The organism is Nocardia sp. NPDC058705 (assembly GCF_042749305.1).
Classification (GTDB): Bacteria; Actinomycetota; Actinomycetes; order Mycobacteriales; family Mycobacteriaceae; genus Nocardia.
This window is the reverse complement of sequence record NZ_JBHYRN010000021.1, coordinates 85,198-105,165: the sequence shown is the minus strand read 5'-3', so window position 1 is coordinate 105,165 and position 19,968 is coordinate 85,198. Positions and strand designations below refer to the sequence as shown.

The 19,968-nt window shown below is 66.4% G+C and carries 22 protein-coding genes; 9 read left to right on the top strand and 13 right to left on the bottom strand.

Features of this window, described 5'->3' with window-relative positions:
* Positions 1–29 precede the first annotated feature (29 nt).
* Positions 30–656 carry a DUF998 domain-containing protein gene (locus ACFW6D_RS22755; protein WP_379331151.1) on the top strand — a complete coding sequence of 209 codons (627 nt, stop codon included), beginning with the start codon at positions 30–32 and terminating at the stop codon, positions 654–656.
* Between the two features lie 47 nt (positions 657–703).
* Here the strand turns inward: ACFW6D_RS22755 and ACFW6D_RS22750 are convergent, their stop codons facing one another.
* The 3 genes from ACFW6D_RS22750 to ACFW6D_RS22740 form a co-directional block, all read right to left on the bottom strand.
* Positions 704–982, bottom strand: coding sequence for a hypothetical protein (locus ACFW6D_RS22750; RefSeq protein ID WP_379331149.1), 279 nt, complete (start codon positions 980–982; stop codon positions 704–706).
* Positions 975–1,460 carry an RNA polymerase sigma factor gene (locus ACFW6D_RS22745; RefSeq protein ID WP_379331147.1) on the bottom strand — a complete coding sequence of 162 codons (486 nt, stop codon included), beginning with the start codon at positions 1,458–1,460 and terminating at the stop codon, positions 975–977. Before ACFW6D_RS22745 ends, ACFW6D_RS22750 begins: the two co-directional genes overlap by 8 nt.
* Before the next feature lie 227 nt (positions 1,461–1,687).
* Entirely contained in the window at positions 1,688–2,140 is a 453-nt protein-coding gene (locus tag ACFW6D_RS22740; protein ID WP_379331145.1) for an Lrp/AsnC family transcriptional regulator, read from the bottom strand.
* Positions 2,141–2,249: 109 nt separating this feature from the next.
* Between ACFW6D_RS22740 and ACFW6D_RS22735 the strand changes: the two genes are divergently transcribed.
* Together ACFW6D_RS22735 and ACFW6D_RS22730 are read left to right on the top strand one after the other, a co-directional pair.
* A complete protein-coding gene (locus tag ACFW6D_RS22735) occupies positions 2,250–2,837 on the top strand; it encodes an RBBP9/YdeN family alpha/beta hydrolase (protein ID WP_379331143.1) in 588 nt (195 codons plus the stop codon).
* 18 nt (positions 2,838–2,855) lie between these two features.
* Positions 2,856–3,479 (top strand): histidine phosphatase family protein, encoded by a 624-nt coding sequence (locus tag ACFW6D_RS22730; RefSeq protein ID WP_379331141.1) that lies wholly within the window; start codon positions 2,856–2,858, stop codon positions 3,477–3,479.
* A 37-nt stretch (positions 3,480–3,516) separates the two neighbouring features.
* On the opposite strand, the gene ACFW6D_RS22725 is transcribed toward ACFW6D_RS22730, so the two are convergent.
* Positions 3,517–4,317 (bottom strand): class I SAM-dependent methyltransferase, encoded by an 801-nt coding sequence (locus tag ACFW6D_RS22725; protein WP_379331139.1) that lies wholly within the window; start codon positions 4,315–4,317, stop codon positions 3,517–3,519.
* 113 nt (positions 4,318–4,430) lie between these two features.
* Between ACFW6D_RS22725 and ACFW6D_RS22720 the strand changes: the two genes are divergently transcribed.
* Positions 4,431–5,318, top strand: a complete 888-nt coding sequence (locus ACFW6D_RS22720; RefSeq protein WP_379331137.1) for a ribonuclease Z — start codon at positions 4,431–4,433, stop codon at positions 5,316–5,318.
* Positions 5,319–5,331: 13 nt separating this feature from the next.
* On the opposite strand, the gene ACFW6D_RS22715 is transcribed toward ACFW6D_RS22720, so the two are convergent.
* Positions 5,332–5,691, bottom strand: a complete 360-nt coding sequence (locus ACFW6D_RS22715; RefSeq protein ID WP_379331135.1) for a hypothetical protein — start codon at positions 5,689–5,691, stop codon at positions 5,332–5,334.
* Between the two features lie 80 nt (positions 5,692–5,771).
* On the opposite strand from ACFW6D_RS22715, the gene ACFW6D_RS22710 reads away from it, so the two are divergent.
* The gene (locus ACFW6D_RS22710) at positions 5,772–6,467 is read left to right on the top strand and encodes a hypothetical protein (protein ID WP_379331133.1); all 696 of its coding nucleotides are present in this window, start codon (positions 5,772–5,774) and stop codon (positions 6,465–6,467) included.
* Here the strand turns inward: ACFW6D_RS22710 and ACFW6D_RS22705 are convergent.
* Both ACFW6D_RS22705 and ACFW6D_RS22700 read right to left on the bottom strand, forming a co-directional pair.
* Positions 6,464–7,000: a DUF3145 domain-containing protein gene (locus ACFW6D_RS22705; protein ID WP_379331131.1), complete on the bottom strand. Its 537-nt coding sequence runs from the start codon at positions 6,998–7,000 to the stop codon at positions 6,464–6,466. The genes ACFW6D_RS22710 and ACFW6D_RS22705 overlap by 4 nt on opposite strands.
* Before the next feature lie 102 nt (positions 7,001–7,102).
* Complete coding sequence (locus ACFW6D_RS22700; protein ID WP_379331129.1) at positions 7,103–7,918, bottom strand: serine hydrolase domain-containing protein; 816 nt, start codon at positions 7,916–7,918, stop codon at positions 7,103–7,105.
* A gap of 39 nt (positions 7,919–7,957) precedes the next feature.
* Here ACFW6D_RS22700 and ACFW6D_RS22695 point away from each other — a divergent pair, with 39 nt between their 5' ends.
* Complete coding sequence (locus ACFW6D_RS22695; protein WP_379331127.1) at positions 7,958–9,157, top strand: serine hydrolase domain-containing protein; 1,200 nt, start codon at positions 7,958–7,960, stop codon at positions 9,155–9,157.
* Positions 9,158–9,342: 185 nt separating this feature from the next.
* Here ACFW6D_RS22695 and aztD read toward each other — a convergent pair whose 3' ends face one another.
* The 3 genes from aztD to aztB form a co-directional block, all read right to left on the bottom strand.
* Positions 9,343–10,503 (bottom strand): zinc metallochaperone AztD, encoded by a 1,161-nt coding sequence (gene aztD, locus ACFW6D_RS22690; protein WP_379331125.1) that lies wholly within the window; start codon positions 10,501–10,503, stop codon positions 9,343–9,345.
* 27 nt (positions 10,504–10,530) lie between these two features.
* Positions 10,531–11,451, bottom strand: a complete 921-nt coding sequence (aztC, locus tag ACFW6D_RS22685) for a zinc ABC transporter substrate-binding protein AztC (protein WP_379331123.1) — start codon at positions 11,449–11,451, stop codon at positions 10,531–10,533.
* 212 nt (positions 11,452–11,663) lie between these two features.
* On the bottom strand, positions 11,664–13,796 hold the full coding sequence (gene aztB / locus ACFW6D_RS22680; RefSeq protein WP_379331121.1) for a zinc ABC transporter permease AztB: 2,133 nt from the start codon (positions 13,794–13,796) through the stop codon (positions 11,664–11,666).
* A 48-nt stretch (positions 13,797–13,844) separates the two neighbouring features.
* Between aztB and aztA the strand changes: the two genes are divergently transcribed.
* Positions 13,845–14,522 (top strand): zinc ABC transporter ATP-binding protein AztA, encoded by a 678-nt coding sequence (gene aztA, locus ACFW6D_RS22675; RefSeq protein ID WP_379331119.1) that lies wholly within the window; start codon positions 13,845–13,847, stop codon positions 14,520–14,522.
* 28 nt (positions 14,523–14,550) lie between these two features.
* A complete protein-coding gene (locus tag ACFW6D_RS22670) occupies positions 14,551–14,907 on the top strand; it encodes an iron chaperone (RefSeq protein ID WP_379331117.1) in 357 nt (118 codons plus the stop codon).
* A gap of 1 nt (position 14,908) precedes the next feature.
* Here the strand turns inward: ACFW6D_RS22670 and ACFW6D_RS22665 are convergent, their stop codons facing one another.
* From ACFW6D_RS22665 to ACFW6D_RS22655, 3 genes are all read right to left on the bottom strand, one after another.
* Complete coding sequence (locus tag ACFW6D_RS22665; protein ID WP_379331115.1) at positions 14,909–16,039, bottom strand: NDMA-dependent alcohol dehydrogenase; 1,131 nt, start codon at positions 16,037–16,039, stop codon at positions 14,909–14,911.
* Positions 16,040–16,143: 104 nt separating this feature from the next.
* Positions 16,144–16,668, bottom strand: a complete 525-nt coding sequence (locus ACFW6D_RS22660; RefSeq protein ID WP_379331113.1) for a DinB family protein — start codon at positions 16,666–16,668, stop codon at positions 16,144–16,146.
* 71 nt (positions 16,669–16,739) lie between these two features.
* The gene (locus ACFW6D_RS22655) at positions 16,740–17,804 is read right to left on the bottom strand and encodes a phosphotransferase family protein (protein WP_379331111.1); all 1,065 of its coding nucleotides are present in this window, start codon (positions 17,802–17,804) and stop codon (positions 16,740–16,742) included.
* Positions 17,805–17,845: 41 nt separating this feature from the next.
* On the opposite strand from ACFW6D_RS22655, the gene pabB reads away from it, so the two are divergent.
* The gene (gene pabB / locus ACFW6D_RS22650) at positions 17,846–19,900 is read left to right on the top strand and encodes an aminodeoxychorismate synthase component I (RefSeq protein WP_379331109.1); all 2,055 of its coding nucleotides are present in this window, start codon (positions 17,846–17,848) and stop codon (positions 19,898–19,900) included.
* Positions 19,901–19,968 lie beyond the last annotated feature (68 nt).

Here is a 19,968-nt window from a genome sequence, read left to right as displayed (position 1 = left end):
CGTACACACGAGATGTGTACGTTGTAATCATGAGTATACGCAGTACACAAACGCTCTTGTTGCTGGGTGCGTCCGGCCCGGTCGTCTTCATCGCGACCTACCTCGTCAACGGTGCGGCACAACCCGACTACGTCTCCTCGCACGACACCATCAGCGCCCTCAGCCTCGCCCCGCACGGCTGGATCCAGAACGCGAACTTCCTCCTCTACGGCGCACTGACACTGTGTTTCGCCGAAGGGCTACGACGCTGCGCCGCCCTCCGCCTCACGGGCTACGTGTCGTTGCTCATCGCCGGGGCGGGCCTGATTCTCATCGGCTTCTTCCCGACCGACCCGGTCCTCGACTTCCCCGCGGGCGCACCGACCACCATCACCACGATCGGCACAGTGCACAGCTTGGGCGCCCTGGTGGTGTTCGTGGCGTTCCCGGTGGCCGCGTTCGCCGCCGTGAGCCGTCGATCCCCCGGCTGGTCTGCCTTCTCGGTGGCGACCGGCGTGGTGTCGCTGGCGGCGGTCGGCGCGTTCTTCGCCGCGGTCGAAGGGACCGCCGAGGGTGCGAATTCGCTGGCCGGTCTCTACGAGCGTCTCCCGACGCTGTTCATCGGCCTGTGGCAGATCGCGTTCGCTGTCCGAGTCCGCACTGCCCACGCCAACTGACCGTCTTCGAGCGGCCCGAGCACCGGCCGCTCGAAGACGTCAGCTTCTCAGGAAGCGCCCAGATGCGGGTCGTGCCCGCCGACGGTCAGCTTGCACTGACCGTCTTCACAGGAACGCTGCAGCTTGCCGCGCGACAAGGTCTGCATCAGCCCGATCACCCAACACATCGGACACCCACGCAGCGCGACCAACCCGACGGGCAGCAACACCAAGCTCACCACCCCGACGACCGGAATCAACGCAACGGACCCCACCAGCGCACCGAATCCCAAGCCGCCACGCACCAGGTGCTCGAACACGGACTTACTCGCGAACTCGTCACTCATCTTTTCCTCCAGCACCCTGAAGCGCTTGTTGAATCGCCGCCCGAGCCCGGTGCAGCCGCGACTTCATCGCCGCCGTACTGAGCCCGAGCGCATCGGCGACCATCCGCCCGCTATAGCCCTGAATATCGCGCATGATCAACACGCTCCGCTGATCCGCGGGCAAAGCGGCGACCGCGGCCGCCACCCTCCCCGCCTCGAGTCGTCGCAACACCTCCTCCTCAGCCGAAGCGACAGCGACGTTGTGCTGCAACGTGATTCGCCCCGCCAACCGCGCCCGGCGCAGGCACTCGTTGCGAACGATCCGGAACATCCACGACGCCAAAGCACCAGAGGCCCGCAACATCCCGATCTTGCGATACAGAATGATCAACGCCTCCTGCGCCGCATCCTCAGCATCTTCCGTTGTGGCACACAGTGAATGGGCGAACCGCTGAATATGCGGATGCGCCCCCGACACCAAAGCCGCGATCGAATCCACATCCCCACCCTGCGCGGCAACGATCAACCGCTCATCAGGCCACCGAGACTCACCCACGCCCAGCCCGCTTGCGCTTCACCACATACATGCAGGTGCACACCAACATCAGACCGACCACAACACCAATTCCGACAACCACAACAAACCTCCATGTCCCGTCCCGACGTCCGTCGCGACATACATAAGAGGCACAACCACCACCGAAGGATTCACCATCGTGATGCCGATCAGGGTCGACGTGAACGACCGTCGGCGGGAACTATAGGTTTCGACGGATACTCCCGCAGTACCAGCGAGGTGGTGACCGGCCCGAATCGCGCGACCCTGTCGACGATCTCCTCGAGCCGGCGCGCGTCGGGCGCGTGGATATCGACGAGGAAGCAGTCCTCTCCGGTGAGGCGATAGACCTGAGTGATTTCGGCGGTCGCGTCGAAGAGCGCGATCGCTTCGGTCAGATGTGCGTGCGTGGTGCGAAGACGGACGACGGCGTGCAGGTTGAGGCCGAGCCGAGCAGGGTCGACGAGCGCGCGGTAGCCGGTGATGACACCGGTTCGTTCGAGCCGCTGTAGGCGCGCGGAGACCGCTGGTTGCGAAAGTCTGACCCGACGGCCGAGGTCGGCTCCGCTGATTCGACCTTCTGTTTGCAGGATCGCCAGCATCGCCAGATCGATTCGATCCAATGGATCAGCGTTTGATTCGACCGTTTTCCTCGGATTCATCGGCTCGGGGTGCTGGCTGGTGATCATTCATCGCATAGTAGGGCCGACTGAACACAGATCGGAGACGAAGATGCAGTTGATCATGGTTCCTGGGATCGATGGATCGGATGCGCGGCACTGGCAGACACTGTGGGAACAGAAGGACGGGGCCGATCGGATCGCGCCGTCCTCGTGGTCGGCACCGGATCTGGCGGATTGGACGAGTGCGATCTCGACGGCGGTCCGATCACGAGAGCATGTGGTGCTGATCGCCCACAGCCTCGGCTGCCTCGCCGTCGCGCACTGGCTAGGAGAGCCGGACAACGCCGCACAGGGTGTCTTGATGGTCGCCCCACCGGACCCGACCGGCGTGAACTTCCCATCAAGTGCCGCACCGACTTTCGTCGATCTCGCACCCAAGCCCCTCCCGGTCCCCGGTCTTGTGGTGACAAGCACGAACGACCCGTACTGCACCCCCGACGCGGCCCAGGAAATGAGCCGACGCTGGCAACTCCCGCACATCGATGTCGGCCCCCGCGGCCACCTCAATACGGCCAGCAATCTCGGCGACTGGCCACACGGCCACACCCTCCTCACCACCTTCCTCGCGACCTTGGATCCAACGCCGACACCCGATACCCCACCGAACCGCACCGCAGGCTCAGCACTTCCCCTATAGCCCACGAGAGGATGAGCGATGCGCAATATCTTCGTGGTCACCCATCCCGAGGCGACGCATCACCTCGACCAGCTCGTCGGCGGTTGGTTCGACTCCGAACTCACTCCGGCCGGAACGATCGCCGCTGCCGCAGTTGCCACGGAGTTGCGAACGCGGATCCCCGAAAACGTTGAGGTCGAGCTGTATTCCTCGGACCTGCGACGCACAGCGCAGACGGCCGAAGCAGTCGGTGCGGCACTGGGCGTCGAGCCGATCCTCGATGCGCGACTGCGCGAGAAGTCGTACGGCGAGGCAGGCGGCAGGCCTCAGCAGTGGCTCGATGCGAGATACGTCCCGCCACCTCTCGTCGGCGACCGGATGGGGCACGACGAGGGTATTCCGGGAGCCGAGACGAAAGCTGTCTTCGCGCAACGTATCTACGCCGCCATGGACTCGATCGTGGCGAGCACCTGCCGACACCAGGTTGTCGTAACGCACGGCGGTAGCCTCACCTTTGTGATCGCGGCATGGATCGGAATGCCGATCGAGTCAGCGGGATACGCGGCTTTCCGCGCCACCCCCGGCGGTATCACCGAACTCAGAGAAGACGACTTCTTCCACAATCGTCAGGTATTCCACCTCGACGGCACCCGCCACCTGTGAAGCGGGTGCCGCTGACCGACGTCGAGCGCGTCGCCGACTACCGAACGGGCGTGCCGCCTGTCTCAGCGCCCGCTCGAGAACGGCGGGCGGTGATGAGCCAGGAGCGTGAGTCGAAGTGCACGCCGCTGTCAGTTTGGTGGTCCAGGAGGGTGGCGCGTAGTCGGGCGCGGGCTTCGTCGGCGGCGATCGGGTCGAGGTTGGCGAGGAAGGACCTGAAGCCGGACAGGCGGAGCAGGTTGTCGTAGGCGGCGGCGCTGTTCGGGCCGTAGTCGACGGGCTCGGCTACCTCAGTGAAGGCGATATCGGTGAAACCGGCTGCGGTCAGGGCGCTTTCGGCTACGGCTGGGTCAGCGAGGGAAAACGGGCCGGGCGCCGGGGTGGCGATCACGCCGGCGAGGACTTCACCGAATACCGAGCCGGCCCATTCGTTGCGGTCATGGTTCTGCCAGACCAGCCACGCGAGTCGAGCTCCAGGGCGTAGTGCGCGCGCGATATTGGTGAAGGCGGCGACCGGGTCGGCGAAGAACATCACGCCGTACCTGCTGATGCAGAGATCGAAATACGTTGATGGGAACGGGTATACCTGCGCGTCGGCGAGCTCGAAGCTGATGTTGGACAGACCCTCGTCGGCGCTGAGTTCGCGCGCTCGTTCGACCATCGGTTCGGTGATGTCGATCCCGAAGGCGCTGCCGTCGACGGCGGCGCGGGCAGCGGCACGCGTGGTCTGGCCTGTGCCACAACCGATATCGAGCACACGATCACGGGTTCCGACCCGTGCGGCGGCGAGCAGGTGCCCGTTGTGCAGACGCAGTTCCGAGTCGTAGTCGAATATGTCCATCAGCATCCTCCGGCATGGTCGCGTCATCGGTCGGGGCGACTACGAACATGCCCGATGCTCCGCTCGCGGTCAATCGAGGTGACACCGCCGCCGTGACCCGCGAGGATGGGCCGATGTCGACACGAGAACTCGTCGTCCTCGGCACAGCAGGTGCTGTGCCCACCCGTCGCCGCAATCACAACGGATACCTCCTGCGCTGGGACGGGCAGGGCGTGCTGTTCGATCCGGGCGAGGGAACGCAGCGTCAGATGGCGCACGCGGGCGCTTCCGCGACCGAGCTGAATTGGTTGTGTGTCACCCACTTTCACGGCGATCACTCACTCGGCGTCCCCGGCATCGTGCAGCGGCTCGCTCGCGACGGGGTGCCCCATGATGTGCACGCTGTCTACCCCGCCGAGGGCGCCGAGTATTGGGAGCGGCTGAGGTACGCGACGAGCTACTACGGCTCGCCGACGCTCGTCGAGCACCCGGTGAGTGGCCCCGGCGAAACGTTGCAGGGCAACGGTTTCACCCTCACCGCTCTCCCCCTGGACCACAGCATCCCCACCTACGGCTACCGCCTCGCCGAGCCGGACAGTCGCACGTTCCTACCCGAGAAGCTGCGTGAGCACGGCATCTCCGGCGCCGCGATCCGCGATCTATCAGGGCCACTGCTGGAGGAGTGCTCAGCACCGAGGCCGGGCCAGAAGGTCGCCTTCGTCATGGATACCCGCCTGTGCGACAACGTCTTCGAGCTCGCAGACGGCGTCGACATGCTGATCATCGAGTCCACGTTCCTCGACACCGAAACAGACCAGGCACACGAACGCGGCCATCTCACCGCACGCCAAGCAGGCGAGGTAGCCCGCACTTGCGGCGTGAACACCCTTGTCCTGACACATTTTTCCGAGCGGTACACCGCCAACGAGGACCATCTGTTCACCGAACAGGCGGACTTCCCCGGAGCCGTCCTCGCTGTCGATCTCGACCGCATCACACTTCCCCCACGACGCCCGGCCTGAGACCACCGCCGCATCATGCCCGGCCGAGCCACTCCTTCACGAGCTTGGACTCGTCCGTCTTGCACAACGACTGCACGATCTTGTAGTTGCCGGGGTGCACCTTCGTCTTGTAACCGAGTTGGTCGGCAAGGGCAGGCACCGTGGACTTCTGGGTGGCATCGTCGAGTGCGAGGAATTCGGTGCAGGTCATCCCGGTCAGATCGCCTGCCGGCGCAGGGGCCGTCGGCGATGTCGAGGTCGCGGCCGGAGCAGCGGGCGGGCGCGCGGATTGCGATGTCGGGCCCGCCTCCGCGCCGTCAGAGGAACATCCGGTCAGCGCCATCGCACCGACCAACACCACAGACCACACGAATTTCCCGCCCCCACTATTCATATCGACGACGCTAGCAGCCGGCATCGCACAGGGGCCACGCCCGGCCACAAACCAGCTGGACGCTGAATACAGTGGGCGGCGTGACCGATTCAGCACTATCGACCAGCAGGCGAACCATGAGGCGGGCGATAGCGACCACCGTGGCGTCGGCGATTGTGGCCACGCTCCTCGTTTCGGTGGTCGGCGGCGCTGTCGGCGCCCTGCTGGCGGTGCGGGAGTTCGGATCCGACGTGTTGTCGTCATCGGCCACGGCGGCGAGCTACCTGTGGCTGATCGTCCTGCCGTTGGCGATCGGGGCGGGCGTTGCGGTCGGGATCGGGCTTCCGGCAACGGCTTTTGTTCGCGTCGGCGCCCGCGAGCGGGCCGGTTTCCTCGCCAGATGCGGCGTGCTCGGTGTTGTCGGAACCGTTGTGCTGTGGCCGTTCGCCGCACTCGGCGGAGTTGTCTCGACAACATGGACCGTGCACTGGCTGAACGGCGCGGCCACGGAACGGGTGTCGCATTTCGCCTGGGTGCTGCTGCAGACCTGGGCAGGCCAGTGGTCCTACGCGCACACGCTCGCAACAGCGGCGGCAGGCGCTGTCACGCCGGTTCTCTTTCAGAACTCGGTCGGGTACAGCGACCGACACCGACTCCGACGCGCACTACTCGCAGCCGCGTCGGTGCTCACGCTTTGCGCAATCTTGTGCGCGGCCCACGCGCTCTACCTCAATCGGCCTGTCACCATGACGACCGCTGCGCCCGGATCAGCGCAGAGTGCGGACGAGAGCCGTTAACCCACGTCCCGTCGCAACCAGGTAACTTCCGCCCCGACACTGTCGGTCCCCTGCCGGAACGCCTCGAGGTCCTCATCCCAGGGCGAGCCGAGCGCGCGGTCGAGTTCGGTGGAGAGGTCGAAGGTGCCGTGGGAGTCGAGTTCGGAGGCGGCTTGGAGTAAGGCGCGTAATCGCATTTCGCCGAGCATCACGTCACCGTTGGCGCCGGTGGATCCGTGCCAGAGGCCGAGGGCGGGGACGAAGCTGTAGCGTTCGCCGTCGACGCCTTCGCTGGGGTCCTCGGTGACTTCGAAGCGCAGGACCGGCCAGGTGCGCAATGATTGGGCTATCCGGGCCGCGGTGCCGACGGGGCCGATCCAATCGCTGCTGGCGCGCAGTTGTCCGTCGGCGGGCTGGGTGTTCCAGCGCAATTTCGCCGGCGAGGAGAGCGCGGTGGACAGCGCCCATTCCACGTGCGGGCACAACGCGGCGGGCGATGAGTGGATGTAAACCACACCCGCCGTCGCGTCAGCGAACTGACTCGATGCGCGCACTAACAACACCTCCAGCCTCGACAAGGAACGTCTTCCCCAACGGCCCGTCGTGGTCTGGCGTGGCACGAGTGTACTGAAGTGTGCGGTGTTGCGCGTGTTACTTTACTGCGTGTTATGTGTCTCTGCGATAACGGAATCGCTGAATTTCGGCCACGCCGTTCTGGCCCAGTCACCGAAATTCTCGTCGCTCAACGCGATTGTCGCCACCCCTATTTCCGGGTCGACCCAGAGGAACGTGCCGGACTGCCCGAAGTGCCCGTAGGTGCGCCCCGAATTGGCCGAACCGGTCCAGTGCGGGGTTTTCCCGTCGCGGATTTCGAATCCCAGTCCCCAGTCGTTGGGGCGCTGGGAGCCGTATCCGGGCAGTACTCCGTTGCGGTCGGGGAATTGCACCGAGGTCGCCTCGTCCAATGTTTGCCGAGATATCAATTGGGGTATCAGCAACTCTCCGGCGAATAGCGTGAGGTCGGCGAGGGAGGCGCTGCCCGCGTGGCCAGCGGAACCGTCGAGGACCGCTGTGGTCATGCCGAGCGGTTCGAAAACGGCCTCGCGCAGATACTGCGGAAATTCGATCCCGGTCTGCGCGGTGAGGAAATCGGCGAGCAGTTCGAAGCCCGCGCTCGAATAGATCCGGCGGGCGCCGGGTTCGGCGATCACCTCGGGGGTGGCGAACGCGACGCCAGAGGTGTGGGCGAGCAGATGACGCACGGTCGATCCGGGCGGACCAGCGGGTTGGTCGAGTTCGACCGCGCCTTCCTCGAGCGCCACGAGCGTGGCGTAGGCGACGAGCGGTTTGGTGACCGAGGCGAGCCGGAACACCCGCTCGGTATCGCCGATGCTCGACACACTGTCGGCGGTGACCACGGCGGCGGCGGCATTTTTGACGGGCCAGTCCTGAACCTGCTGCAACGATCGCATATCCGCAGCGTACGAGACGCCGCTACGATCGAGGTCACCATGAGTCCCGCACCATCGATCCACGGCGACGTGGCGGCCGGTTTCGGCCCCGTCGCCGACGCTTTCCGCCGCAACTTCACCCACCACGGCGAGATCGGCGCCGCCGTCGCCGTCTACGCCGGTGACCAGCCACTGGTCGACCTGTGGGCAGGCCATCGCGACCGCAAACGCGAGGTGGCGTGGGAGCGCGACACGATCGTGCCGGTGTTCTCCTCATCGAAGGGGATGTCGGCGTTCACGATCGCGACGGCGGTCTCGCGCGGGCTGCTCGACTACGAGGCGCCGGTGGCGAAGTACTGGCCGGAGTTCGCCGCGCAGGGCAAAGAGGCGATCACCGTGCGTCAGCTGATCGACCATCAGGCCGGGCTGTCCGGGCTCGACCGGATCGTGAAACTGCGTGAGCTGGTAGACCGTGATGCCCTCGGCGCGGTGCTCGCCGCGCAGAAACCGGCGTGGGAGCCGGGCACCCGGCACGGTTATCACGCGCTGACGTTGGGGTTGTATCAGAGCGAACTGCTCCGGCGGGTGGATCCGGCGGGCCGTAGCCTCGGGCGGTTCTTCGCCGAAGAGATCGCGGGCCCGGTCGGCGCAGATCTGTTCATCGGACTGCCAGAGTCCGAGCCGATGGAACGGGTCGCCCAACTGTCCGCCACGAAGGGCTGGGACATCTGGCGCTACGAGCGGCGTGATGTGCCGCTGCGCATCGGCGGTGAGGTCTACGCCAAGCGCGGTTATTCCTACGCAGCGCTGACGAATCCGCGTCCTGGCGCGCCCGCTCGAGCCGCGCGCCGGGAGTTCCTCGAAATCGAATGGCCCGGCATGAACGGTGTCGGCAACGCCCGTGCGCTCGCGCAGGTCTACGGCGCCGCCGCGGGCCGAACCGGTGTCCTGCCGATCAGCGACGAGGTTCTCGACTTGCTCGCGGCCGCCGACACCGCCGACGATGTGCCCGCCGATGACCTGGTCTTGCACACCAAGAGTCGTTACCACCTGGGTTTCCGGAAGTCGCGCGGCACTTTCCGTTTCGGCTCGGACAAGCGCGCCTACGGCACCACCGGCCTGGGTGGATCGTTCGGATTTGCCGACCCCACAACAGGATTGGGCTTCGGCTACAGCATGAACCGGCTCGGCATGGCGATCCTCGACGATGTGCGCAGCCGCAACCTGCGCGAGGTCGTCGTGCGGTGCGCCGACCGGTAGGCCGGTGTCCCTTCAGCCAGGCATCGCCGGGACGGTGAGTACCGATCACCCCGGCCTAATCGTCCAAATCAGCGGCGTTCAGTCAGTTTTTTGACTGAAACGGGCCCAATTGGACGATTAGGCCGGTCTTGCGGGTCGCGACCACGATCGCGTCCGGCTCGAATGCGGCCGGATGCGTTCTGGTGTCAGTGCGCGGTGACGCCGGTGATCTCGTTCGGCGCGGCGGCGAGGGTGGCCGTGGCGGTGACCTTTCCTTCGGCCAGGTCGACGCGGTGGACCTGCTTGGTCGCCGGGTCGCTCACGTAGGCGATTCCGTCGCGAACGAACAGCGCCGGGCGGGCGTCCTGCCAGTCGAGGGGCTCCTGCCAGGTGCCGAGCACCGGAATGGTGCGAACTTCCTTGCCCGCGACGGGGTCGATCACGTGGATCTTGCCGTCGGTGCCGAGCACCAGCGCCTCACCCTGCGGGCCGCGGCCCAGCGAACGGAAGGTGTAGCTGGTGCCGATGTCGACCAGGCGCAGGGTGCCGTCGGCGGTGTTCACCAGCGAGATCTGCTGCGGGCGTTCGAGTTCGGCTTCCTTGTCCTGCTTGTAGTCGCCGAGCACGATCGGCGAGACCTCGCTGCCGGACATGTTGCCGATCCGGCCGTAGGGGGTCGGGCTGGTCACCTTGGTGAACTTGCCGTCGCGGTAGACGAGGGCGCCGGTCTGGCAACCGACCACCACTGTTTCCCCCTGCGCGGTGGCCTCGCCGTGGACGCCGGGGCAGTCCTCGTTGCGGGCGATCTCCTTGCGGTCCTTGTCGAGGGCCATGAAGCCGACCCGTGCGTCCTCGGTGCCGAGGGTGACCAGCAGGTTCCCATTGCTCAGCTCGACGGCGACACCGTGGTGTGCGGTGGCGGTCCTGTAGGTCCCGGACGACTTGCCGCTGTCGATCTTGTCGGTGTCGACGATCGTGACCTCACCGGTGGCATCGGCGAAGAGCACCGTCTTGCCCGCGTGCGGCACCACGTGGCCGGGCTTGCCAGCGGGGTACTCGGTTCCGGTGAACTTCGCGGCGTAGGCGTCGAAGACCCGGAAGCCGTCCTTGGTCGTCACCATCAGGTGGTCGTCGTCGCCGGCCGGGTTGAGGCGGTTGTAGCCGTCGAGCTTGACGTCGCCTTCCTGGGCGAGCGTGGCGCCGTCGAGGACGTAGATGCCGCCCTCATAGGTGAGCGCGATCGGTTCCGCACCCGGGGTGTGCTCGTGACCGTGGTCGGAATCCTCTGTGCCGCAAGCGCTCAGCGCCAGCACCGAGGCGAGTGCCCCGGACATGGCCACCATCGTGGTGATCCGTGACCTGTTCATGTGTTGCTCCATCTCTTCGTGCGTGAATTACGTTGTGGGCCCGGATAAACCACGGGCGATGGCGTCGGTGTTGGCTCGTGCCATCTCCAGATAGGTGGCCGCGCCCTCACCGGGCGAGGTCAGTGATTCGGTGTGCAGGGCGATCACCTGCACCTGCAGCCCGGTGTGTTCGGCGAGGACGCGCGAAAGCCGGTCGGGCGCCGAGGAATCGGCGAAGATCGCGTTCACGCCCGCGGTCCTGATCGCGGTGGCGAGTCCGTCGAGATCCGAGGCACTGGGCGAGGCCAGGGTGGTGCCGCTGGGGATCACCGCGCCGATCACCCGGAACCCGAATCGCTGTGCGAGATAACCGAAGACGTGATGGTCGGTGACCAGCTGTCTGCGCTCGGCCGGGATCGCGGCAAACCGGTCGGTCATCCATCGATCCAGCTGGTCGATTTCGCCGAGGTAGCGCTGCGTATTGGCCTGTACCGCACCGGCATCGATGCTGTCGACCTTCGCCAGCACTTCCGCGCTGATCGCCTCGACCGCCATGCGCACCCGCGCAGGATCGGTCCAGAAGTGCGGATCAGGTTGTCCCACGGATTCGTCGGAGGCATAGCGGATCGGGTCCGCCTTCTCGGCGACGGCAATGGCAGGCACGCCCGCCGTCACCGCCGCCTGCACGTGCCGGGCCACGCCTTCCTCGAGCCCGAGCCCGTTGTGCACCACCAGCGCGGCCCGCTCGATATCGGCCGCCTGACGTGCGGAGATCGCGAACGAATGCGGGTCGGTGCCTGCCTGCATCAACACTGTCACCGGCACCGCGTCACCCACGACCGCCTTGGTCAGGTCGCCGAGAATGTTCGTGGTCACCACGATCCCGGACCGCTCGGACCCGCTGGTGCACGCGACGAGCAACGGGATGAGCAGCGCGGCCGCGACGAACAGCCGGGCCGTCCGGCGCATCGCCGCGCCGACAGACGATGCGCTGGCTCCGAGCGCGCTGCGAACGCGGAAAGTGCGGGCTACCAGCCGGATTCGGCCAATAGGGTGATACACAGACATCGGCCTCCCAGACATCGAGGAAACTCGTTCGGCCGTTGGCGCGTCGGCTGCGAACATCGTCGCGCCGCGCGCACCAGCTGTGGTCGGTGGCCGCACGTCGAGGGATACGCGCATCACAACCCCGTCTCCACCATCAGCGACGGCGCGATGTCCAACTCGAACGTGCGCGCGACACGGAGGTTGTCGTTGTAGGCGATCTCGTAGACCTTGCGGCCACGAATGTCGTTGACGTAGGCGCGATCCGGATCGACGCGAATCACCGGTTGCCCTTCGACGGGTCCGCCGGGAACAACGAGTTGCGCTGTCTCCGAGCCGGATACGGGGTCGATGCCGTGCAGGACACCGTCGCGTGTGAGTACCAGCAGCGACGCCCCTTCCCCGGCGGTGTTCACCGCAACTGGATCGGTGATCGCGGTCCGCGTCCAGGTCTTCTTCCTGACATCGAGCGTCCACACGCCGTCACGACCGGCCAGCGCGGTCAGCGTGATGCTCCCGGGCCGGTGTGTGAACGCGCTCGCCCGGTCGGAGGTCGGCGCCGGATAGGGAATCTTCTCGGCGACGAAGTCACCTTCTCGCTGTGCCACCACGAGCGCCCCGTCAGCACAACCGAATACGACTCCGCGCCGTGTGACGGCTTGCCCCTTCGGCTGCGGGCAGGTGGCGTTGTGCACCTGTCCCGCCGCACCATCACGCCCACGCACCTCGACGCGACCCGAACCGTCGGCGACCACGATCCGCTCCGCGTACGGCAGCGCGATGCCCTCGACGCGGCGTTGTTCCCGAGCGACACCGCCGTCCAGCGTCGGCCGGTCGAACAGGATCGTCGCCCCGGAGTCGAGCACAACGGATGCGACGGCGGCGTCGCTGTACGCGCCGACGACCGCGGAACCGGTACCCGTCCCGACACCCGAGGCGCCGGGACCATTCGCGCCGCTACCATCTGCTGACCCCGAATCCGTTCCGGAAGAAGCACTCCCGGCACCGGCCCCCGTCGCGGCAACCGCGCCGACGTCGCGGATCGGCGCCTGATAGTAGTGCCGGTGGTCGTCGTGGTCGACCGTCCACCCACCACTGTCCACAAGCCGAACAGACCCACCCGAACTCAAATACGCGTACCGGCCGTCACCGCCCATGGTCGGCGCCCGGTCACCACCACTCGGCGAAGGTGACACTCCCGAACTGCTCGGATCTGCGTGCGCACCAGCGCTTTCCGGACCAATCGAGGTGACCTTCTCGGTCAGCAGATCGATCACCCGAACAGCTCCGCCCGCATCCGCGATCACCAGGCGCGTCTGAGCCTCGCTCATCTCCTCCGCACCAGCGACGTACCCGTGCGGAGTCTCCTCGACCACCGCGGGTTCCTCAGCCGCCGCGCACCCCACCAGCGGCAGCGCGGCAAGCGCGGCCACCGACGCCGCCCCGACCTTCCCGAACCGCTCACGCACCGCCGAGCAGATCGCGGACACGAAGAACGACCCCACCGCCACAGCCGCGATGGTCGCCCCCGCCGCCGTCCCCGCGTGCCACGAAATGACAAGTCCCGCAACGGTGGAGAACCCGCCGACCAGCGCGGCGATCACCATCACCACCGGAATCCGATCCGACCAGTACACCGCCGCCGCGGGCGGGGCGATCAGCAACCCGAACACCAACAGCGTCCCGACAACATGGAACGAGGCCACGATCGCCAACGTCAGCAACCCGATCAACGCCACCTGCGCCGCCTTCGGATGCAATCCGAGCGTGTGCGCCTTGCGCGGATCGAAGGTCAGCGCCACGAACGCCCGATGCCCGAGCACCGCGATCACCAGCGCAATCGCCAGCGCCACAACGAGATACCACAGGTCGACGGTGCGCACGGCCAGCACATCACCGAACAGGAACCCCGTCAGATCGACCGCGAAGGACTGCGACCGCGACACGATGATCACACCGGCCGCGAGCATCCCCACGAACAACAACCCGATCGCGGTATCGGCCGCGAACCGTTTACTGCGCGAGAGCGCCGACACCCCGAACGCCATCGCGGTGCAGCTGATCGCCGCGCCGACGATCAGATTCCCACCGAGCAGCGCCGCCACCGCCACCCCGGGCAGCATCCCGTGCGCCATCGCGTCGCCGAGAAATGCCATGCCGCGCACCACCACCCAGGTTCCGGCGAGGGCACACACGCAGGAAACGAGCAGCCCACCCCACATCGCTCGTTGCACGAATGCCACCTCGAACGGTGCGATCAGCCAATCCATAGCGCGGAACGATATACTGAAAATGATTATCGTTTCAAATGAGGTGAGATGACACACACAGATGACGCAGCGTTCCGTATCGAACGCCTGACAGCGGGTTACACCGGGCAACCCGTGCTGTCGGAGATATCGGCGACCATCCCGCGCGGCCGGATCACCGCCATCGTCGGACCCAACGGTTCCGGGAAGTCGACCCTGCTCGGCATCCTCGCGGGCACGGTCACGGCGCAGTCGGGCACCGTGCACCGATCCACCGCGCAAAAACCGGCATTCGTGGTGCAGCACAGCGCTATTCCCGCAGCACTACCGATGACAGTGCGCGAGGCGGTGGCCATGGGCCGCTGGGCGCACCGCGGTCCGTGGCGGCGGCTCACCAAGGAGGATCGCGAGATCGCCCGAGCCTGCCTGGAGCGAATGGACCTCACCGACCTGGCGTCACGGCGACTCGACACTCTCTCGGGAGGCCAGCGCCAACGCACTCTGCTCGCCCAAGCGCTGGCCCAGCAGTCGGACCTGGTGCTGCTCGACGAGCCCTCGACCGGCTTGGACGCAACCTCGCGCGCCGAGATCTCCCGTGCACTGGCCGAGATCAGCGCAACCGGGGTCACCGTGGTGCAGGCCACCCACGACATGGCCGAAGCGGAGCAGGCCGACTACTGCCTGCTACTGCGCGACGGCCGCCTCGAAGCCGCGGGTCATCCGAAGGAAGTGCTGGTCAGGGCCTAGAATTGCCGCCTACCCAGTGGGAGGAACCATGGCCGACAAACCCACCTCCGTGGACGCCTATCTGGCCGCCCAACCGGCGGCCGAACGCGCCGTCCTGCAGCAGATCCGCGACACGATCCACCGCGCGGTCCCCGACACGGGCGAGAAGATCAGCTACGCCATCCCGGCCGCCACCATCGACGGCCGGGTGTTCATCTTCTTCGCGGGCTGGAAAGCCCACGTGAGCGTGTACCCCGTTCCCGAAGGCGACGAAGCTTTCGACAAGGCCGTCGAGCCCTACAACACGGGTCGTGGCACCTTGAAATTCCCACTCGGCGAACCGATTCCGTTCGACCTGATCGCGCAGGTCGCGGTTCGTCTCGCCGAGCGGACCCGAAAGAGCTGATCTACCAGTCGGCTTCGGTGTAGCGGATGATGCCGCGAATGTTCTTGCCGTCCAACATGTCCTGGTATCCCTGGTTGATCTCTTCGAGTGAGTAACTGCGGGTGACCATGTCGTCGAGATTGAGCTGGCCGGCCTTGTAGAGCGCCAGCAGTCGCGGCGCGTCCTGGCGGGCGTTACCGCCGCCGAAGATGGTGCCCTTCACCGTCTTCTGCAGCATCGACAGCAGGAAGCTGTTCATCTTCACGTCGCTCGCGTCCATGCGCCCCATCGACGTGACGACGAGGGTGCCCGCCTTGCCGGTGAGAATCAAGCCCTCTTCGACGTAGTCGCCGTGCATCTCACCCATCGTGAGGATGACCTTCTCGGCCATCCGCCCCTCGGTGGCGTCGATCATCGGCATGATCGCGGCGGCCATGCTCTCGTAGGTGTGGGTGGCGCCGAACTTCTGCGCCTGCTCGCGCTTCCACGGATTCGGGTCGATGGCAATGACTTTCGACGCACCGGCGAGCACCGCGCCCTGCAGCGCGCTCATGCCGACACCGCCGATGCCCGCGATCACCACGGTCTCCCCCGGCTGCACCTGCGCCACATGGGTCGAGGAACCGAACCCGGTCGGCACGCCGCAACCCACCAGGCAGGCCACCTCGAACGGAATGGTGGGGTCGATCTTGACCACGGACGTGTGGTGCACCGTCATGTACGGGGCGAAGGTGCCGAGCAGACACATCGGGATGACGTTCTCGCCGCGCGCCTGGATGCGGTAGGTGCCGTCCGAAATCGCCTGTCCCATCAGCAATCCCGCACCGAGGTCGCACAGCGCCATGTTCCCGGAAACACACGAGGGGCACCGCCCGCAGGCCGGGATGAACGACAGGATGACGTGGTCGCCCACCGCGAGATCGGCCGGACAGTTGGGGCCGAGCTTGGTAATGACGCCCGCGCCCTCGTGTCCGCCCATCACCGGGAACGCCGGCATCGGCGTCGCCCCGGTGACGATGTGATGGTCGGAGTGGCACATGCCCGCCGTTTCCATCCGGATCTGCACTTCACCGGCGACGGGGTCGCCGACCTCGATCTCCTCCACCGACCATTGCTGATCGGTGCCCCACAGGATCGCGCCCTTCGTCTTCATGCCGGTAGACCTCTCGCCAAGCTCGTGCCTCGTTGTGACTGCACTCACCCTAACGACAAATCGCCGGTTTCTGAAACACGTTCTAGAAATTCATCGAGAAATTTCTATCCGCGCACGTCGTGGACGTGGTGCACGAGGTCGTGCAGGAAGTACCGGCCCAACGAGGTGACGGTGAACAACGAACCGTCGCTGCGCGCGCCCCGCAGGTCGAGCCGATCCGCGGGCACCGAGCCGAAGGCGGCGGCTACGTGATAGGCGGCGACAGCCAGCTCCTCGGCGACGACAGCGGGGTCCTGCAGGTCGTAGCGATCGGCGAGCGCGGTCGCGTCCTGATCCCAGTTCTCGAACGCCGGTGCAGTGACACCGTCGCCCGCCAGCATCAGCGCGAGCCTGGTGTCGAAGATCCGGCACACATCGCGCACGTGCGCGCCGTACTCGAGAACGGACCAGGTCGCCTCGTCCGGCCGCACCCGAGCATCGTCGCGTTCGAGCGCCGAGCCGATCCGGGTCGCGCCGTCGCGGACGATCTCGGGCACGGCAGCGAACGCGATGGCCTCGGCGTCGAATCCACATTCGGCGCAGGGACGTTCGAGGACCCAGGTCCAGTTCTTGGTGTCGGGGGCGATCATGGAAGTGAGCTTAGGTTGTCCGCAACTTGTGCTCCATCAATTTTCCGCCAACTATCGGCGAGATCCGGGCATCATTCGGCGAGCTTGTTCGCCTGCTCGAAAAGTTCCAGCGTCACCGCGTGTAGGAAGTCGCCGACCGGTTTGGGCGCCTTGCCCGCGAACGCCCGCGCGTAGGTGCCTTCCAGGACGATGCCCAGCTTGAAGCAAGCCAGCACGGTGTACCAGGGGACGGCGCCCAGGTCGCGGTCGGAGAACTTGCCGTAGTGCTCGATCATCTCCGCCGCGCTCGGCAGCCCACCGACGGTGCCGAGCGTGCCCATCAGGCCCGCGCCGACGGTGCCGGGTTCTGGCCGGGTCGCCAGCTGCCAGCCGAGGTCGAGCAGTGGGTCGCCGATGGTCGACATCTCCCAGTCGACCATCGCCGCCACCTCGGGACCGTCGTAGTCGAACATCATGTTCGCCAGGTGGCAGTCGCCGTGCATGATGCCCGGAATCCAGTCGGTCGGCCGGTGCCGTTCGAGCCAGTCGCCGATGTGCTCGACACCGGGGATCTGCGGGCCGGGGTAGCCATCGTTGGTGTTGTAGGAGTCGAGCTCGCGCAGCCAGCGCGGCACCTGGCGTTCGAGGAAACCCGCGGGACGGCCGTAGTCGTCGAGGCCGAGCGCCTGGTAGTCGAGGGCGCCGAGCCGGGCGATGGCCGCGACCGCCGACAGCCCCATCTGGCGGCGGATCTCGGGGTCACCGGCGTGCAGCTCCGGCAGTTCGGTCTGCGGGTTGAAGCCGCGGATGGGCTCCATCAGGTAGAACACCGCGCCGATCACCGACTCGTCGTCGCAGGCCGCGATCACCCGTGGCGAGCGCACCTCGGTGCCGGCGATGGCGCCGAGCAGCCGCGATTCCCGGCCGATCACCTCATTGCTCTTGGCGCGCAGATGCTTGGGTCCGCGCCGCAGCACGAACTCGCGCCCGCCCCGGGTGAAGCGCAGCATCACGTTCTGGGTGCCGCCGCCGATGGCGGTGACCGCCTCGAATTCCGTCCCGGGTAAGCCCTGTTCGTCCATCCACCGCCCGATTGCCGCGAAATCGGCGATCGCCGGGTCAACATCGACAGGTTGAGAAACAGCCATGGCGCACATTGTGCCCGCCCGTGCGGGCGCGGCGTAATGTTTCTGCCACGATGCGCACGCTCTTGATCGACAACTACGACTCGTTCACCTACAACCTCTATCAGCTGATCAGCGAGGTCAACGGGAGCGAGCCGATTGTCGTGCGCAACGACGAGGGCCCGGTGGAGCTACAGCACTTCGACAATGTGGTGATCTCGCCCGGACCTGGCCGTCCCGACCGCGCCCGCGACATGGGCATCTCGACGGAACTCATCGCACAGACCGACCTGCCATTGCTCGGTGTGTGCCTCGGCCATCAGGGGATCGTGCTCGGCGCGGGCGGGTCGGTGGAGCGGGCGCCGCGGGCCAGGCACGGCTTTCTCGATCAGGTGAGCCATGACGATCGCGACCTGTTCGCCGGTCTCCCGCAGGACTTCACCGTCGTGCGATATCACTCCCTTGCCGCGCAGGAACCGCTGCCCGCGACGCTGGAGGTGACCGCGTCGACGAGCGATGGGGTGATCATGGGGGTGCGGCATCGGGAGCGGCCGCAGTGGGGTGTGCAGTTCCATCCCGAGTCGGTGTCGAGTGAGTTCGGGGCCGCGTTGCTGCGAAACTTCGCCGATCTCACCAAGGCGCGGGTCCAGATTTCCGCGCCGGTGGTCGTACGTGGACCAGCAGCCGTTGCGCCGGTTTCACCCGAACGATCGTTTCGCTTGCAGGACAAGGTAATCGAACGAGCGATCGATACGGAAGCGATCTTCCTTCGCCTGTACGCGTCGGCTCCGACCGCGTTCTGGCTCGACAGTGAACACGTCGAACCCGGCCTCGACCGGTTCTCGTTCCTCGGCGATGCGAGCGGGCCGCATGCCGAAATCGTCGGCTACCGGGTGGGCGACGGTGCCGTCACCGTGACGGACGTCGAGGGCACCCGAACCATAGCGGGCACCATCCTGGACTACCTCGACCGCGAACTCCGGGCCAGGCACTGCGAAACCCCGTCGCTACCTTTCGATTTCGCGGGAGGTTACGTCGGCTACCTCGGGTACGAGGTGAAAGCCGACTGTGGTGCGAGCGCTGCGCACCGCTCCCCCACCCCCGATGCCGAGTGGATTTTCGCCGACCGTCTGATCGTCGTCGACCACGAGGCCGGGCGCACCTACCTGCTCACGCTGACCGAATCCGGGAGCGAGCATTCCGCCGCACAGTGGTTACACGAGACCGCTGACGCGCTCGCTGGCCTGCCGACCTGGGTCAATCCCCCCGACCTGCGCGTGCCCGCCGATCCCGATGCGGTACAGGCGCATCTGGTGCGTGGGCGCGACCGCTATCTGGCCGACATCGCGGTGTGTCAGGACCGGCTACACGCGGGCGAGTCCTACGAGATCTGCCTGACCGACGCGGTCGCCGTCGCCGCCGCACCCGACGACGGGCTCGCCTTCTACCGTCGATTGCGCCGCTGCAATCCGGCGCCGTATGCCGCCTACCTACGCTTCGACGGTCTGGATGTGGCTTGTTCCTCGCCGGAAAGGTTCCTCAAGGTCGACCGGGGCCGGGTGGTCGAGAGCAAGCCGATCAAAGGCACCGCGCCGCGTGGTTCGACCGCCGACGAGGACGAGCGCCTGCGTCGCGCGCTGGCCGACGACCCGAAAACCCGCGCCGAGAACTTGATGATCGTCGACCTGCTACGCAACGACCTCGGCCGCGTGTGCGAGGTCGGTTCGGTGCACGTGCCGAAGCTGATGGACACCGAAACCTATTCCACCCTGCACCAATTGGTGTCCACGGTGCGCGGAACCCTGCTGCGCGATGCCGGTGTCATCGACTGCCTGCGCGCCTGCTTCCCCGGCGGTTCGATGACGGGGGCGCCGAAGCTGCGGACCATGGAAATCCTCGATGAGCTGGAAACCGAAGCGCGCGGGATCTATTCGGGCACCATCGGTTTTCTCGGGCTCGGCGGCACTGCCGACCTCAATATCGTCATCCGCACGGCCGTCCGCTACGACGACGAGTGGCGGATCGGCGCGGGCGGCGCGATCGTGCTCGATTCCGATCCGGAGGACGAGTACGCGGAGATGGTGCTCAAAGCGGCCGCCACGTTCCGAGCCTTGGCACCCCGGACGTGAGTCGAGGCGCACCCGCATCACAACCCGGGTAGGGACTCATCGCTGCCGGGCGGTGCGCATTGCTGCCG